At 33.4% G+C, this 15,668-nt stretch carries 12 protein-coding genes, 1 tRNA gene and 1 rRNA gene; 5 read left to right on the plus strand and 9 right to left on the minus strand.

Annotated features, from left to right (window positions below; translation table 11 throughout):
• Window positions 1-123: 123 nt before the first annotated feature.
• On the minus strand, window positions 124-531 hold the full coding sequence (locus tag FZC36_RS02075) for a PadR family transcriptional regulator (RefSeq protein ID WP_222912608.1): 408 nt from the start codon (window positions 529-531) through the stop codon (window positions 124-126).
• Between the two features lie 126 nt (window positions 532-657).
• Between FZC36_RS02075 and FZC36_RS02080 the strand changes: the two genes are divergently transcribed.
• The 3 genes from FZC36_RS02080 to FZC36_RS02090 all read left to right on the plus strand — a co-directional run bounded on the left by FZC36_RS02080 (window position 658) and on the right by FZC36_RS02090 (window position 2,552).
• Window positions 658-1,299: a methylated-DNA--[protein]-cysteine S-methyltransferase gene (locus FZC36_RS02080; protein ID WP_222912609.1), complete on the plus strand. Its 642-nt coding sequence runs from the start codon at window positions 658-660 to the stop codon at window positions 1,297-1,299.
• A 106-nt stretch (window positions 1,300-1,405) separates the two neighbouring features.
• Window positions 1,406-1,849, plus strand: a complete 444-nt coding sequence (locus FZC36_RS02085; RefSeq protein WP_148972328.1) for a pyrimidine dimer DNA glycosylase/endonuclease V — start codon at window positions 1,406-1,408, stop codon at window positions 1,847-1,849.
• A 115-nt stretch (window positions 1,850-1,964) separates the two neighbouring features.
• Complete coding sequence (locus tag FZC36_RS02090; RefSeq protein WP_148972329.1) at window positions 1,965-2,552, plus strand: tryptophan-rich sensory protein; 588 nt, start codon at window positions 1,965-1,967, stop codon at window positions 2,550-2,552.
• A gap of 164 nt (window positions 2,553-2,716) precedes the next feature.
• Here the strand turns inward: FZC36_RS02090 and mgtE are convergent, their stop codons facing one another.
• The 7 genes from mgtE to FZC36_RS02125 form a co-directional block, all read right to left on the minus strand.
• On the minus strand, window positions 2,717-4,081 hold the full coding sequence (mgtE, locus tag FZC36_RS02095; RefSeq protein ID WP_148972330.1) for a magnesium transporter: 1,365 nt from the start codon (window positions 4,079-4,081) through the stop codon (window positions 2,717-2,719).
• The gene (locus FZC36_RS02100) at window positions 4,059-5,780 is read right to left on the minus strand and encodes a malic enzyme-like NAD(P)-binding protein (protein ID WP_187440091.1); all 1,722 of its coding nucleotides are present in this window, start codon (window positions 5,778-5,780) and stop codon (window positions 4,059-4,061) included. The genes mgtE and FZC36_RS02100 overlap by 23 nt, the downstream gene beginning before the upstream one ends.
• Before the next feature lie 24 nt (window positions 5,781-5,804).
• Window positions 5,805-5,888, minus strand: a tRNA-Leu gene (locus FZC36_RS02105).
• A 202-nt stretch (window positions 5,889-6,090) separates the two neighbouring features.
• The gene (locus tag FZC36_RS02110) at window positions 6,091-8,274 is read right to left on the minus strand and encodes a hypothetical protein (RefSeq protein ID WP_148972332.1); all 2,184 of its coding nucleotides are present in this window, start codon (window positions 8,272-8,274) and stop codon (window positions 6,091-6,093) included.
• A gap of 88 nt (window positions 8,275-8,362) precedes the next feature.
• Window positions 8,363-8,866, minus strand: a complete 504-nt coding sequence (gene infC, locus FZC36_RS02115) for a translation initiation factor IF-3 (RefSeq protein WP_148972333.1) — start codon at window positions 8,864-8,866, stop codon at window positions 8,363-8,365.
• Complete coding sequence (gene thrS / locus FZC36_RS02120) at window positions 8,856-10,757, minus strand: threonine--tRNA ligase (protein WP_148972334.1); 1,902 nt, start codon at window positions 10,755-10,757, stop codon at window positions 8,856-8,858. Before thrS ends, infC begins: the two co-directional genes overlap by 11 nt.
• Window positions 10,757-11,473 (minus strand): hypothetical protein, encoded by a 717-nt coding sequence (locus FZC36_RS02125; RefSeq protein WP_148972335.1) that lies wholly within the window; start codon window positions 11,471-11,473, stop codon window positions 10,757-10,759. Before FZC36_RS02125 ends, thrS begins: the two co-directional genes overlap by 1 nt.
• 171 nt (window positions 11,474-11,644) lie before the next feature.
• Here FZC36_RS02125 and FZC36_RS02130 point away from each other — a divergent pair, with 171 nt between their 5' ends.
• Window positions 11,645-11,950 carry a HesB/IscA family protein gene (locus tag FZC36_RS02130; protein WP_148972336.1) on the plus strand — a complete coding sequence of 102 codons (306 nt, stop codon included), beginning with the start codon at window positions 11,645-11,647 and terminating at the stop codon, window positions 11,948-11,950.
• A gap of 55 nt (window positions 11,951-12,005) precedes the next feature.
• On the plus strand, window positions 12,006-12,737 hold the full coding sequence (locus tag FZC36_RS02135; RefSeq protein WP_246119872.1) for a uracil-DNA glycosylase: 732 nt from the start codon (window positions 12,006-12,008) through the stop codon (window positions 12,735-12,737).
• Between the two features lie 124 nt (window positions 12,738-12,861).
• Here FZC36_RS02135 and FZC36_RS02140 read toward each other — a convergent pair.
• Window positions 12,862-15,616: ribosomal RNA gene (locus FZC36_RS02140) — 23S ribosomal RNA — on the minus strand.
• Between the last annotated feature and the right edge of the window lie 52 nt (window positions 15,617-15,668).

The raw sequence follows: 15,668 nt of genomic DNA on the forward strand, positions 1-15,668 counted from the left end.
GTTCTTTTTTAAAGAAATATTCTGAGTCAATTTTCAATCACATATTAGATCATTTATACATAAAACAATCTGATGAAAGAGATTTCTTATGAATTTTTAATCTCTATACATAGAATCAAAGAATCAACCTATGTTACATAAATCATTTTTACATTTATCCTGAATTTTTTCAGATGTATCGCATTTTCCTAAGCATTTTGCAATTTTTAACCAAGCACTCAATCCAATTTGAAATGCTTCTAAGCCTCTATCAGTTATTGTGTAAACTTTTCTTCCACGCCCTGATACAGTTTCACTTTTACAAGTAGCATATCCACCTTCTTCAAATTCTCTTAGAATTGGATAGACTGCTCCTTCTGTAGGAGAACAGCATCCTCCTGATTGTGATTCAACAACTTTTGCAACATCATACCCATGCATTGATTTAGAACGAAGCGCACATAAAATGAAAAATTTAGATAAGCTCATCTTAATTACACTATTCCAATATAATGGATTCAATAGGTCTTGTGATTTTCTCTTATCGCTCATGTTTTATGATATACATAGACGCTCTAGGTGTCAACAGTTCTTTTGTAAAAATCATACGACATCTATGCGCCTCTTTCTAGAAAAAACAGATTGACATACAGTAAGTTTAAAAATACATTTAAGCAAATGAAAACTAAAGGACAATTCTCCAATAGCAGCATGAATGATAAAAATTCTCTGCACAAATCAAATTTAGAAATAATAAATGAAATTCTAGACACAGAACAGAGTAATGATAAAGAAAACATGAACTTGAACACCAATTCACTTACAATTGCATACATAGACACTCCATTAGGAAAGATGTGCGCAATCTCTGATAACAAATCACTTTTCTTATTAGAATTCATTGACAAAAAAAATCTAAAACAAGAAATTGAGAAAATAAAAAAACAATCCAAATTATCCCTAGGCTCAACCACCCCAATTAAAGGAATAACAAAAGAATTAAACTTATATTTTTCAGGAAACTTACAGAGCTTCACAACCACAGTTTCATTTACAGGAAGCAAGTTTCAAACCAAAGCATGGCAAGAATTATCCAAAATACCATATGGAAAAACAATAAGCTATTCAACACAAGCCCAGTCTATGAAAAAAGAAAAAGCATTCAGAGCTGTTGCAAATGCAAATGGTGCAAACACATTAGTTATAATAATTCCATGCCATAGAGTAATTGGATCAAATGGCAAAATGGGAGGATATAGCTGTGGCTTACAAAGAAAACAGTGGCTCCTGGATCATGAAAAGAAATACAGCTTTTCCTAATCAAAAAATAAACATCAAAATCATGCGAACAAGAAAGAACAAATAAAAATAAATCCAATAAATCACAAACACACAATTTTATTGTACATTTAATGCATGAGAATATATGAGAATTTGGAGCATTGAACCTAAATATTTAGATTCAAAAGGATTAATTGCCCTGTGGAGAGAATCTCTACTAGCTCAAAATGTACTTTTTGGACACACAAAAGGATACAAGCATCACCCTCAACTTATCAGATTCAAAGAGCATAAAAATCCAACCCAAGCAATGTCAAAATATCTGCACTATGTTTCTGAAGAAGCAAGGAATAGAAGCTATAACTTCAATGCATCAAAAATAAAACATGAACTAGACTCTATAATTGACATAGACCTAATCACTGTTTCCACAAAACAAATCCAATATGAATGGAGTCATTTGCTGCACAAAATAAAAAATAGAGACTGCACGCATTACGAAAAAATTAAACAAATAAAAGAAGTAGAACCAAACCCTTTATTTAAAATAGTTAGCGGAGAAATAGAGAAATGGGAAAAGATAGCATAAGACAACGAATCCTTACAAAAAAACAAGCATAAAAAGAATTAATAACCTTTGCAAAGTAAATACTTATCAAAACATTAATAAACTTTATTTACTATCAAACCTGAAGGGCTTTAAAATGATTATAAAAAAATTAACAGAAAAAATACATCAATATAAATATGAGCTTATTGGTATAGCGATATCCTTATTAATAGGAATTTTCTATAGCTACTTAATAAAACACTCTGCTATATATACTCACAATCCATCTTACAGCATGAGCAAGTGCTATTTAAAATGCATATTTAAACTTTCAACCTATATTGTAACAGGAATTGCATTTGGAAAAATGATAAAGAAAAGTTATGAAATACCCTGCTTAACCAGATTATTATTAGTTCAACTAACATTAACAATTGCATGGGCTCCTACATTCTTTCTAGCCAAAAGAACTGGGCTAAGCTTAATAATATCCTTACTTATGCTAATCACTTTATTCAGGTTGCTCTGCAAATCCAGAAAAAGCAAAAAAATCTTAATCCTAATGACTCCTTATCTTATATGGTCATTGTTTATGTTTTTTATGAACTTTAAAATATGGATGTCAAAGTCCAAAATTTGTAAGTATGGATGCGGCAAAAATGCTATAGTAATTAACTTACAGAAAAACGGAATACTACCTGAAAAGAAAAATAATTCAGGATTCCTAAGCAGATTTTACTAAAAAAAATACCAACAACAAAATCTTATAAACAAATGAAAATTGGCAGTAGAAAGAATTGGATAGCTTTATAAAATCTAATTTATTTAACAATATAAACAAAAAAACACTCTTAATTGCGCACAAAAGCTATATACAGACACTTCAAAACTTAAACAATTTATTAGTTAAATTATGAAGTAAGATGCTGCTATAAGTATTGCAGCGTTCCCGACTATATCTGTTGACGCTGTAAGGAAAGATCCTGCGCTCAAAGCTGGATCAAACCTAAATTTAGTCAATATCATTGGGATCATCATTCCAACAAATCCTGACCAAACTATATTTACCAGTATGGCAAGAGAAAATACTAATGATATTTTCGGAGAAATATAGAAATAAGAAATCAGACCGAACAAGCTTGCAAAAAACACTCCATTAGACAACGCAACAGTGATTTCTTTCCTTAAAACCCTTGCTGCATTTAACTTACTAATTTGCTGATTAGACAGCGCCCTAATTATAACAGCCACAACTTGCATCCCAGCATTTCCTCCTATGGATGCAGTAATAGGCATAACAATAGCCAAAGCTGCATTCTTAGAAATAACACTCTGGAACTGTGCAATAACACTTGAAGAAAGCATTGCTGTGCAGCTAGACATAAAAAGCCACTTAAATCTAGATTTTGTAGTATCTATTGTATTAGAATGCAATCCATCATCCTCAACACCAGCAAGATGCAAGAAATCCTCTTCTCGTTCTCTATATATAATATCTATAACTATGTGAGAATCTATTACACCTATCAACTTGCCATTATTATTAACAACAGGCGCAGAAACCAAAGAATATTGCTTAAAAATCAAAGCAACTTCTTCTTGATCAGAATAAGAAGAAATTGAGATATCCTCATCTGACATGCAGTCACTCAGGGTAGAATATTTATCGAACTTATAAACATTACTTAAAGATATATGCCCAACAGGTCTGTTTTGCAAATCCACTACAAATATGTAATAAAAATCCTCTGGCAAATGCTTTGCATTCTTTAAAAATTTTATAGTCTTTTCTAATGTCCAGTTCAATGGCAAAGCAACTATCTGATAAGACATAAGCCTTCCTGCACTTTTTTCAGGATAGCTAAGACTTTTCTCCAAAAACACTCTGTCATCATGATTTATAAGCTTCAATATTGCTTTTCTATGCTCTGGATGCAAATCAGAAAGAATTTCTAAAGCATAATGCTCATCCAAGTTAGCCAAAGCCTTTCCAAGCTTGTCATTTGCCCATTTATGTAATATTTCTTCCCTAACAGCATCTTCTAAAAATGCAAGAATGTAATAATCAAAATCATCACCTAAAAATTTTATTAATTTGCTTCTTTGAGATACAGAAAGGTAATGCATTATATTTGCTGCTTCAGAGGCATGCAAATGAGAGAAAATTCCTCTTATATCCCCTTCTAAATTATTATTAATAGAATGTATTACAAGAGCAGTTCTTCTTTGAGAATCATCGTACCTGTTTTTAGTTAGAACTAGATAAGACATCAGCTATCCTTGTCAATAATATTCCCAGGTATGCTGCGTTCCTAACAGAACTTTTATTATTAAACTCCATATTAATCTGATTAATTGTCATGGACAGCCTCCCACAAAAGTCTTTCCTTCTTTCTAAATCTCTGCATTGGCTAGATTCTACAACAGGAACTATTAACAAATCCTTACCAAAAATACTTTTAAATAGATCTTTTATTACTTTAGATTTTTCAGATCCAGTTTCACTTAGAGCAATCCAAGGCTTGTCATTCAAACCAAATACCCATAGCAATCTTTCAGCGTTACAAGAATTAGAAATTGGAAGTAAAGTATTATGAGATTCAATATCAATATCCAAATTTAAATCCCAACACTTAAACAATTCTGAAATTATAAAACTTGTCTCAGAACTGTTTCCTTTTAGAGATATTGCAGATTTTCCTTTTGAATTAAAAATATATTCAGAATTAGGATTTAGTCTTTTTTCTATCAAAACACCATGATCATCCACTTTCTTACCTACTCCAGTTTCAAAAGCTGCTTGCGCAACTGCCTGTGAAACTTTCTGAGACAAAAGCTCATTTAATGGCCCAGGGATTATAAAATCTTTTCCAAATTTATCAGATATCCTAGCAATCTTAGATATTCCATCTATGCAAGCTTTTTTCATCTCCCAATTCATTTTCTTAGACTCTGAATCCAAAGCCCCTCTAAAAATATATGGAAAACAAAGTACGTTATTAACCTGATTAGGCAAATCACTCCTACCTGTTGCAACTATACAGTCGCTTCTTACTGAATGAGCTTCATCAGGCATTATTTCAGGGACCGGATTAGCTAATCCAAATATGATAGGATTCTTGTTCATATCTGCAACCATATCTTTCTTCAACTTACCTGCGACAGAAAGTCCTAAGAACACATCAGTTCCCTTGAAAGCATCTTTAAATTCTACAGATTCTTTTTGCATATATGCTTTTTTATATTCATTCAAGTCATCTCTAGATTCACTAACTAGCCCCTTGGAATCAAACAAGTATACATTTTCCTTCTTAAGCCCTAGATTAACCATGGCATCTAAGCATGCCAGCGCTGCTGCCCCTGCTCCACTTACAATTATTTTTATGTCTGACCATTTCTTGTCAACTAAATGCAAAGCATTCTCTAAACCAGCACAAGCAACTATTGCTGTACCATGTTGATCATCATGAAAAACAGGGATATCAAGCCTTTTCTGAAGCTCTTTTTCTACCACAAAACATTCTGGAGCTTTTATATCTTCCAAATTTATAGCACCAAAAGAATCACCTATTTTTGCTACACATTCAATTATTTTATCTGCATTGCTTTCAGAAACTTCTATGTCTACACCATATAAACCAGCCATACCGTTCATCAAAACACATTTGCCTTCCATGACAGGCTTAGAAGCTAAAGGACCTATGTTTCCTAAACCAAGCACAGCTGTTCCATTACTAATTACTGCAACAGTGTTTTGTTTAGAAGTATATTCCATTACCATTTTAGGATTTTCTTTTATGTCAGAGCAGACCACAGCAACTCCCGGAGAGTAAGCTAAGCTCATATCAACATGAGATAGTGGTTTTGTGGAATGCATACCAAACTTACCGTTAGGAAAAGAGGAGTGATATTCTCTAGCTCTATCTTCAAGACTACTAATTTTCTTAGAATCAAAATCTTTTTTTGACATAAAACAACCTCTTTTCGTGAAAAGTACGGTTGAGAAGACTCGAACTTCCATAGGGTTAACCCCCACAACGACCTCAACGTTGCGCGTCTACCATTCCGCCACAACCGTATCCTTAAAAGATATTATTATATTAAAATAAAGTCAAACATTAACAAGAATCACAAGCTATCACAAAGAGATATAAGAAACTTATAAGCAAAATTATAGGAATATATACAAAGTGTAAATTCTATAATCATACAAACAAATTTAAAACACTCAAAACATATAAATAAATATAACAATCAAATTATAAAAATATATAGAACTTTTATATAGGAAGCAATGAGCTTACTATTCTCTTCATTTTTATATTTTTCCTTATAACTGGATCAGATACATCACCCTCTACTACAAAATTCAAATCGTGATTTTCCTTATTAACCAGTCCAGATATTTCATTAAACACTGTTCTGGATTGCATTCTTCCATTTATAAAAATTTTATTATCCTTACTTAAATACCCTTCTCCATCAAATACAGAAAACACATTGGAAAGTTTAAACTCTTTTATATTATATTGTCCATTTATTAAGCTTCCTGAGCACTCGAAAAGATCCCAAGTATCTCTGCTGTACTTCATCATTTTAGTCCAATATGTTATAGAAAATAGATTTATAAAAATGGAATCTAACTTTGCTTTAGTTCTCATATCTTTTATTTTGAAATCCCAGTCTATAACTTTATTAGAAAAATCAATGCTCCCCAACAAATGCCCACCATTCTTAACTAAGTTATTTTCAGACAACAGTGAAATCATTTTACCAAAATCAAAAAGCTCAATATTCACAAGTAGCCCATTCTTACTCCAGAGATATATAGGTTTCTTATCACAATAAGCCTGAAATACTATTGCAGAGTCACTAGTTTTTTTGGTATTGAATATCAAATGAGCATCATCCAAGTATAGATTCCCATGCACAAAAATTTCTTTGAAAAATGAATCAATAACAACTGAAACTCCCAATCCAGGACCTTTAAACATGCCCAAATCAACAAGATTGCAATTAAAGTAATTACCCTCACTTTTTACAAACATGTTCATGCTTTGATCAAAATACCCAGAGCCCTTCATATGAACCTGAGAAGTATCTATGAAGAAATTAAAATCAGTTTTTCTCAAATTAATCTTAGAGCTGACCTGCAAATTACCAGAATCAATTTTGACATAACTTTTATCACCCAGAGCAACACTCCACTTCAAGTGTTTTTGATGTAAATCCAAGCAGTTCAAATGTATTTCTTGAGTCTTTGAGCTGTTTTTGCTAGTTATTTCTATTCCATTTTCATTGAATTGAGCTGTAAAAGAAAGATCTAAGTAACATTTATGATCACAGAAATCATGAGATTTTATAAACCCAACACCAATCCCATCATTGTATTTAAATCCAACTTTTGTTCCATTGAAATCTTTACAAGAAAAATCAACCTTATCAAAATTACAATATTTATTAACGAAGTTAACTTTTTTGTTCTTTATACAATTCTTTAATTTTGTTTTTCCAGTGGCATGTTTTTTAGAGTTACTTTTCAGTTTGTTTCCAGATTTAGAGCTATTATCTCTTTCATATTTTTTCTCTTTAGCTTCTGCGAAGCTTGTGTTTAATTTTTCCACACAAGGCTCATCTAAATAATATAAACATTCTTCATTTTTACTTTCATTATCTATATGAATATTATCAGAGCCTAGACTGTTTTCTGAATTTGTTAAGCTATTACTATTGTCAGAGATTCTATCATTGATTGTGTTATGAAGATCTGGAGTGTTAGGTGTATTGCAACTCTTTAATCCCTCGCTTGAACAATCAACCTCTTCATTTTTCTTAAAATCTGTAGTTTGCTTTAAACATCTTCTTGCAAGTTTTCCAAAAGAACTGCTTTTTATATTCTTGCTCAAATTCAACTGCAAAGATTCATTTCTAAAGTTCAGCAAGAAAGAATTATCATTTATCAACATGAACCCCTTAGAGTTTTTTTCAAAAGTGATTTCTAAGCCCTTGCTTTCAGAAAATAAAAACCTTCCCCCACAATTAAACCCTAAAACGCTAAAATCATAAACATAATTATCATCTAAATAGAAATAAGAGATTTTTTTATTGGATTTACTTACCTCAATCTTGACCCCATCTCTGTAGTCACATAGCAAACCAAATTCGCTTCCGTATAGAGTTAAGTTTTCCATAACTAAGTTTTGTTTATTTAAATTTGCTTCTATTTTTTTTACAGAGAAATCTTTAGAAACAAAACCTTTTAATCCAAAAACATTGTTTTTAAAATATATTTCCTGAAATTCAGATTTTGTTCCAATTAAAAAATCAAAACTCTTTCTGTACAAAGATGTAAATATAGCAAATATGATCAAATAATTAAAACATGAAATTGTAAACACTAAAGTACTAAAGAACTTCCAAGAAAGTACAGCCATGAATCTAAAGAAATTTTTTAAAATTTTCATTTTCCTAATTTGTTAACTAACCTTATCTAACACAATATAAATTTCTATTAATTTCTAGAAGCAAAGCTTCATAAAACACAGAACAACCTTATATAGGATTTATTATAACAGAAACTCTAGCCCTCTCTTTAGGAACTCTAGAATCTGCTTTTCCTACATCATTCAAATTCTCTATAAACTTATTTAAAACATTTTTTACGTTATCATCCAAATGAATCAATTCTCTTCCTCTAAATTTAAGAACTATTTTCACCTTATGTCTCTGCTCTAAAAATTTCCTAGCCCTGTTTATTTTTGTCATTAAATCATTTTCACCTATATTAGGTCTGATTTGAATTTCTTTTAGAGCTTGTACTTTTTCTTTCTTTTGTTTCTTTTGCTTATATTTCTCTTGATTGTAATCCATGACTTTACAAATAGGCACATCAGAATCAGACATTTTCACCAAATCTAACCCTTTGTCTTTGGCGTATTGCAAAGCAGAAAAGAAAGGCATTTCCCCTAGATTATCACCCCCATGAATGACAACAACTCTCTCTGCCCTTATTTCCTTATTAATTAGATCTTTTTTCTGCTTTTTTTTACTCTTCATTCTTTCCCTTCAATTTTATCACTAAATCTTCTAGACTCAGCTGCTCTTGATTTCCTTCTATATCCCTTAAAGTCACCAAACCTTTTTCCATTTCTTTCTTACCTATTACTATCAAATTAGGCACTCTTTTTTCTATGTACTTTCTTATTCTATAGCCAAGTTTTTCAGAGTGATCATAATCTTCTAAACATTCCAAATCAAGGCCCTTAAGTATCTTTTTGATTTGTTTAGAAAAATCTTCAGCTTCTTTTACTAAAGGAAGTACTACAAATGGCGCTGGATGAACCCAAGCAGGAAGCAAGCCTTTTGTGTTTTCTATTAATATTCCTAAAAATCTCTCCAAAGAACCTAAAGCTGCATGATGAACTATAATCGGAGTTTTTTGAGATGAATCAGAGTCTGTATAAGTAGCTCCAAGTCTCTCAGCCAAAGAAAAATCTACCTGAACTGTTCCACATTGCCATACATGCTTCCTTTTGTCACATATAGAAAACTCTAATTTAGGACCATAAAAAGCACCTTCTCCTGGATTGATTTCACATTCTAGGTCACATTTATTTGCTGCTTCTTGCAAAGCTGACTCAGCCTCAGACCAAGAGTCATCATTTCCTATGTATTTCTCTGGTCTTGTAGATAACTTTACTTTTAACTCTTCAAAACCAAACTTCCTATAAATCTCTTTAAGCATCTCACAAAAAGAAACTATAACATCAGTAATTTGATCTTCCATACAAAATACATGAGCATCATCTTGAGTAAATGCTCTTGTTCTCATTAATCCATACAAAGAACCTGATGGTTCATATCTATGGCAATAACCAAATTCTGCTAGCCTAAATGGCAAATCCCTATAGCTTCTGTTTCTAAATTTAAACATATTTATATGAGCAGGACAGCTCATTGGTTTTAGAGCATAAGTTAGCTTGTCGAGATTAACAAACATCATATTTTCTTTAAACATCTCTTCATGACCTGATTTTTTCCATAGATCTGAAGCCATTAGTACAGGTGTTTGCACTTCAGAATAGCCATACTTATCCCACATTTCTCTAATAAAGGTTTTCATTTTATTAATAACCTTCGTTCCATTTGGAAGCCAATTGATCATTCCATTAGAAACATCATGATCTACAAAGCATATATCCATATTTTTGCATATATTTCTGTGATCCCATTTTGCATTTTCTTCTAGCTCATCTAAATATTTTTTCAAATCTTGTTTGTTATGCCAAAAAGTACCAACTATCCTCTGTACATTCTGATAATCATATTTTGAACTCACACCTGATATTGAAACTAGTTTGTAATTATTACCTACATTTTTGGTGTTATTACCACATGCTTTAGAACACACAACCTTGTAATCACCTATTGAACATATATTAATAGGTTCCTCACCTAGCAAGGAAATAAAACCTCTAGCGAAAGAATTATCTTCTTGATCAAAAATTTCCAAAGCTTCTTCTTTAGAATAAACACTTTTACTAATAGCAGTTGATTTTCCTGTAATAACATTCATTTGCTTTTCTATTTTTTCGAAATCATTCTGAGAAACAGGATTTTCAGAGTAAAACTCTAGATAAAAACCATTCTCCAAAACTCCAGTTTCAATTATCTCTGCATCATCTTCGTAAATCTCTTTTATAGACTTAGAAAGGACATTAGCAGCATCTTGTCTTAATATAATTAAGTGGTATTCAGATCCTTTTTTGATTGGTTTAACAGAAATATGACCTGTCAATATACTATGCAAGTCATAAATATCGCCTTCATCTACTGATCTAAACCCTACTATACCTTTTCCCTGGTCCCCTAAACTTTCCACAATTGCTAAAGCAGAAATACCAGATCCAAATTCCTGACTTCCATTTTCTAAACAAACTTCTATCATTAAATACCTTGTTTTTTCTGGCTTAAGTAATTTTTCAGATCTGCTTCAGTAGGCCAGTAAGTTCCATATATTCTCTGCATTTTTATAGAACCATCATATAACCAAGAAGACTCACCTATTCCAAGAATCTCAAAATTATGACCTAAGAAATCATTATTAGTTGTTCTTGGCCCACCACAGATATCTATATATCCACCATGAGAATAAAGCATCAAGCTTTCTTTCTTGCAATTCTTAACTATGTCAACCTTAAAGCTATCATTTTTAAATTCTCTCAAGCTTTTTGATTTAGACCAAATTTCCCTTAATATAGAATCTTTTCTTTCTATTATTTGAGACATTCTAAATTCTATTGCTGGAAAATCAGATTCACTAACTTTTTTCTCAGATATAAAATCAAATCCAAAAATAGATTCTTCATCGAAATATTGCTTTCCATACTGAACACCATCAAATAAATCTGACAATGCCTGAGCCAGAACATGAGCTATATCATGCCTAAGCATATGCAAAGCTTCTTTGTCAGTTCTTCTGATAGGCTTTACTTCCTCTCCTTCAGGAATTTCAGAATGAAGGTCGTAAACCTTTTTATCTCCTTCTGAACAAGAAACAAATCCTAATATATCAGAAGATAAACATAGCTCTTTAACTAACTCAAAGCATTTTATGCTTCTCCCAATGATTTTTTGACCGCTAAGTAAGTTTATTTTTACCAAAGAACCCTCCTAATAAGAATTATAAGACAATAACAACCACATTAAAATACCATTTTTGACTAAATTCATAATATTAAACCTAACTAAATAAACAGGCTATTAATTTTGCTAACACTTACAAAAAACAAAGAAACTCTTTTAAACTAAATAAAAAGGAGATATTTTTATATCATGATAAGAATTTCTGATTCAGCAGCAAATGAAATGAAGAGAAGAAACAAAACAGCAATACAAGTAAGAACATTCTTTGGAGGCTGTAGTGGATATAAATATGAACTCTCTTTTCCAAACACATTTCCTGACAACGCAGAAATCTTAGAGTCAAATGGAATCACAGTTATTACAGATATATTTAGCGCAAAAAAATTAAAAGATTCTATTATAGATTTTAAATCCACACTTATGAATAGTAAGTTTGAAATAAAATCAAAAACATTCAAAAGAAATTGTCACTGTGGAACTTCTTTTTCTATATAAAGTATAATTTGTATTAAGTAAGCATAAGGTATATCATGTGATATAAGTGAATAAAATGAAAAATAGAAATATATTTTTTTCTTTAGTTAATGGGTCAAATTTAAGCCCTAAACAAAAATATATTCCTGTTAAAAATTATAGTAATGTTTTATCAGAAGAAATAAACATTCAAGAAAATAAGCAAAATCAAGATACTATTCTGTCAGAAAAAAACAATGATGATGATCTAGAATTCAGTTCTATAAACGAGCTTAGAACAAGCATGGCAAAAAATATAGATTTAGAGTTCAAGAAAGATGCAACTACCATGGTATTTGCAGATGGAGACCCTAACTCAAAAATAATGATAGTCGGAGAAGCACCTGGAGAAGAAGAGGATAAAAAAGGCAAACCATTCATTGGAGATAGTGGAAAACTTTTAGAAGCAATGTTCGAAGCTGCACATATAAAAAGAAAACATATGTATATAACTAATGTAATTCCATGGAGGCCTCCTGCTAATAGAACTCCTACAAAAGAAGAAATTTCAAAATCTCAACCTTATTTACTAGAACATATAAGAATTATAAATCCTAAAATATTGGTTTTAGTTGGATCTATTGCTATGAAAGCTTTTACTAACACTTCAGAAGCCATTACAAAATCTAGAGGCATATTCAAAGAGCATAGAAATTGTCTTTATATCCCTATTTTCCATCCTTCTTATTTGTTAAGATCTCCAAGCAAAAAAAAGATATCATGGAATGATATTTTACAAATAAAAGAAAAATATAAAGAATTAATATAAAATTAGAAAAATATAACATTATATGCTGAATATAATGTTATTATTTGTGTATGAAATATAAGAAATTAAATAAAAAAATTTAAACAATTATTCAAAAAACACAGCATTTAAAATTTGTTGCGTAAGAATCAAACTTAACGGATATTAGTATTGGTCAGCTTAATCAATTACTTGACTTACACACCCAACCTATCAACGTGATGTTCTATCACGATCCTTAAGGAAAACTAATCTTAAGGTCAGCTTCCCGCTTATATGCTTTCAGCGGTTATCTGTTCCATACTGTAGCTACCCAGCATTGCTCTTGGCAGAACAACTGGCACACCAGAGGTATGTCCACTTCGGTCCTTTCGTACTAGAAGCAGCTCCTTTCAATTTTCCACACGCCCACAGCAGATAGGGACCGAACTGTCTCACGACGTTCTGAACCCAGCTCGCGTACCACTTTAATTGGCGAACAGCCAAACCCTTGGGACCTTCTTCAGCCCCAGGATGTGATGAGCCGACATCGAGGTGCCAAACCTCCCCGTCGATATGACCTCTTGGGAGAGATTAGCCTGTTATCCCCGGCGTACCTTTTATCCGTTGATCGATGGCCCTTCCACTCAGAACCACCGGGTCACTATGACCGACTTTCGTCTCTGCTCGACTTGTATGTCTCGCAGTTAAGCAGGTTTTTGCCATTGCACTCAACAGTTGCTTTCCAAACAACCTGAACCTACCTTTGTACGCCTCCGTTACTCTTTAGGAGGCGACCGCCCCAGTCAAACTACCCACCATACATTTTCTCAAACCTGGATCACAGATTTGGTTAGATAAAACAATTGTCAAAGGCGGTATTTCAAGGGTGCCTCCATACAAGCTAGCGCCTGTATATCAAAAGCTCCCGCCTATCCTACATGAAACAATCGTCGTATCAATGTAAAGCTATAGTAAAGGTGCACGGGGTCTATCCGTCTAACTGTGGGTACTCCGCATTTTCACGGAGAATTCAACTTCACTGAGTTGGTGTTGGAGACAGCGGAGCAGTCGTTACGCCATTCATGCAGGTCAGAATTTACCTGACAAGGAATTTCGCTACCTTAGGACCGTCATGGTTACGGCCGCCGTTTACTGGGGCTTCTAATCAATGCTTGCACAAATCATATTAACCTTCCAGCACCGGGCAGGCGTCAGACCCTATACTTAGACTTTCATCTTTGCAGAGCCCTGTGTTTTAGATAAACAGTCGCCACTCCCTCTTATGTGCCACCTAGTTTAGCTTTCGCCAGACTAGGCATCTCTTATTCCGAAGTTACGAGATCAATTTGCCGAGTTCCTTCAACACCATTCTCTCAAACGCCTTAGTATACTCTACCTGTCCACCTGATTCGGTTTAGGGTACGGTCTATAATGCTTTAGCTATTTCCTGGAAGAATAAATAAGCTTAATCAATCCAATAAGATTAAACATATCTTCATCTCCGTCACTAAAAGCAGGTACAGGAATATTAACCTGTTTCCCATCGACTACGACTCTTGTCCTCGCCTTAGGGGCCGACTAACCCTACGCGGATAACCCTTGCGTAGGAAACCTTGGACTTCCGGCGGAAGTGTTTTTCACACTTCTTTATGCTACTCATGCCAGCTTTCTCACTTCTGATATCTCCAGCGAAGCTCACACTTCACCTTCATAGACTTACAGAACGCTCCGCTACCGTGACATATAATATGTCACCCATATCTTCGGTGTATAACTTAGACCCGCTACATTTTCGGTGCAAAAAAACTTTTAGATCAGTGAGCTATTACGCTTTCTTTAAAGGATGGCTGCTTCTAAGCCAACCTCCTGACTGTCTTGGTCTAATCACTTCCTTCTTTTCACTTAGTTATACTTAGGGACCTTAGATGATGGTCTGGGCTCTTTCCCTCTCGACCCTGGATCTTAGCACCCAGAGTCTGTCTGTTATTATATGATTTTACAGTATTCGTAGTTTGATTAGGTTTGGTAAGGATACTATCCCCCCTAGCCTATTCAGAGCTCTACCCCTGTAAAATTAAAATAACGCTCTACCTCAATAGATTTCGCGGAGAACCAGCTATTTCCGAGTTTGATTAGCCTTTCACCCCTAGTCACAATTCATCCACACACATTGCAACGTGATATGGTTCGGTCCTCCAGAAAGGGTTAACTTTCCTTCAACCTGATCATGACTAGATCACTCGGTTTCGGGTCTTATCCGTTCAACTATACGCTCATTTAAAACTCGCTTTCGCTATGCCTACGTCTAACGACTTAAGCTTGCTAAACAGATAAACTCGCTGGCTCATTATGCAAAAGGTACGCCGTCACAGCTTAAAGCTGCTTCGACTGCTTGTAAGTATTTGGTTTCAGTTCTATTTCACTCCCCTCCCGGGGTTCTTTTCACCTTTCCCTCACGGTACTTGTTCACTATCGGTCATTAAGTAGTACTTAGTCTTAGAGAGTGGTCTCCCTATATTCAGACAAGATAACACGTGTCCTGCCCTACTCATGTACTCCATGTAAAAACATTCTTTAATCTCTTCCTATACGGGACTTTAACCCTTTATAGTTATATATTCCAAAATATTCTAGTATTAGATTAAAAGGAGTAACTGGACTGATCTGGTTTCGCTCGCCGCTACTAACAGAGTATCTTTGATTTCCTTTCCTCTGGCTACTTAGATGTTTCAGTTCACCAGGTTCGCTTTGCAATTCTATGAATTCAAATTGCAATGTTCTTAAAGAACGGGTTCCCCCATTCGGAGATCTACGGATCAAAGGTTATTGGCACCTCCCCGTAGCTTATCGCAGCCTATCACGTCCTTCATCGCCTCTTAATGCCAAGGCATCCACCAAACACCCTTACGCGTTTGATTCTTACTCAACCAATTTTAAAATTGGCTTTATTGAATAATTTGTTTAAACTTT

This window comes from Candidatus Nesciobacter abundans (genome assembly GCF_008189525.1).
Lineage (GTDB): Bacteria > Pseudomonadota > Alphaproteobacteria > CAJXXZ01 > 1604HC > Nesciobacter > Nesciobacter abundans.

What these genes read in the sequence shown, in the direction of transcription:
- FZC36_RS02100 (WP_187440091.1), bottom strand. Translation starts at nt 5,780, where the DNA reads ATGTCAAAAAAAGATTTTGATTCTAAGAAAATTAGTAGTCTTGAAGAT.
- FZC36_RS02090 (WP_148972329.1), top strand. Translation starts at nt 1,965, where the DNA reads ATGATTATAAAAAAATTAACAGAAAAAATACATCAATATAAATATGAG.
- infC (WP_148972333.1), bottom strand. Translation starts at nt 8,866, where the DNA reads ATGAAGAGTAAAAAAAAGCAGAAAAAAGATCTAATTAATAAGGAAATA.
- FZC36_RS02135 (WP_246119872.1), top strand. Translation starts at nt 12,006, where the DNA reads ATGAAAAATAGAAATATATTTTTTTCTTTAGTTAATGGGTCAAATTTA.
- FZC36_RS02080 (WP_222912609.1), top strand. Translation starts at nt 658, where the DNA reads ATGAAAACTAAAGGACAATTCTCCAATAGCAGCATGAATGATAAAAAT.
- thrS (WP_148972334.1), bottom strand. Translation starts at nt 10,757, where the DNA reads ATGATAGAAGTTTGTTTAGAAAATGGAAGTCAGGAATTTGGATCTGGT.
- FZC36_RS02110 (WP_148972332.1), bottom strand. Translation starts at nt 8,274, where the DNA reads ATGAAAATTTTAAAAAATTTCTTTAGATTCATGGCTGTACTTTCTTGG.
- mgtE (WP_148972330.1), bottom strand. Translation starts at nt 4,081, where the DNA reads ATGTCTTATCTAGTTCTAACTAAAAACAGGTACGATGATTCTCAAAGA.
- FZC36_RS02075 (WP_222912608.1), bottom strand. Translation starts at nt 531, where the DNA reads ATGAGCGATAAGAGAAAATCACAAGACCTATTGAATCCATTATATTGG.
- FZC36_RS02130 (WP_148972336.1), top strand. Translation starts at nt 11,645, where the DNA reads ATGATAAGAATTTCTGATTCAGCAGCAAATGAAATGAAGAGAAGAAAC.
- FZC36_RS02085 (WP_148972328.1), top strand. Translation starts at nt 1,406, where the DNA reads ATGAGAATTTGGAGCATTGAACCTAAATATTTAGATTCAAAAGGATTA.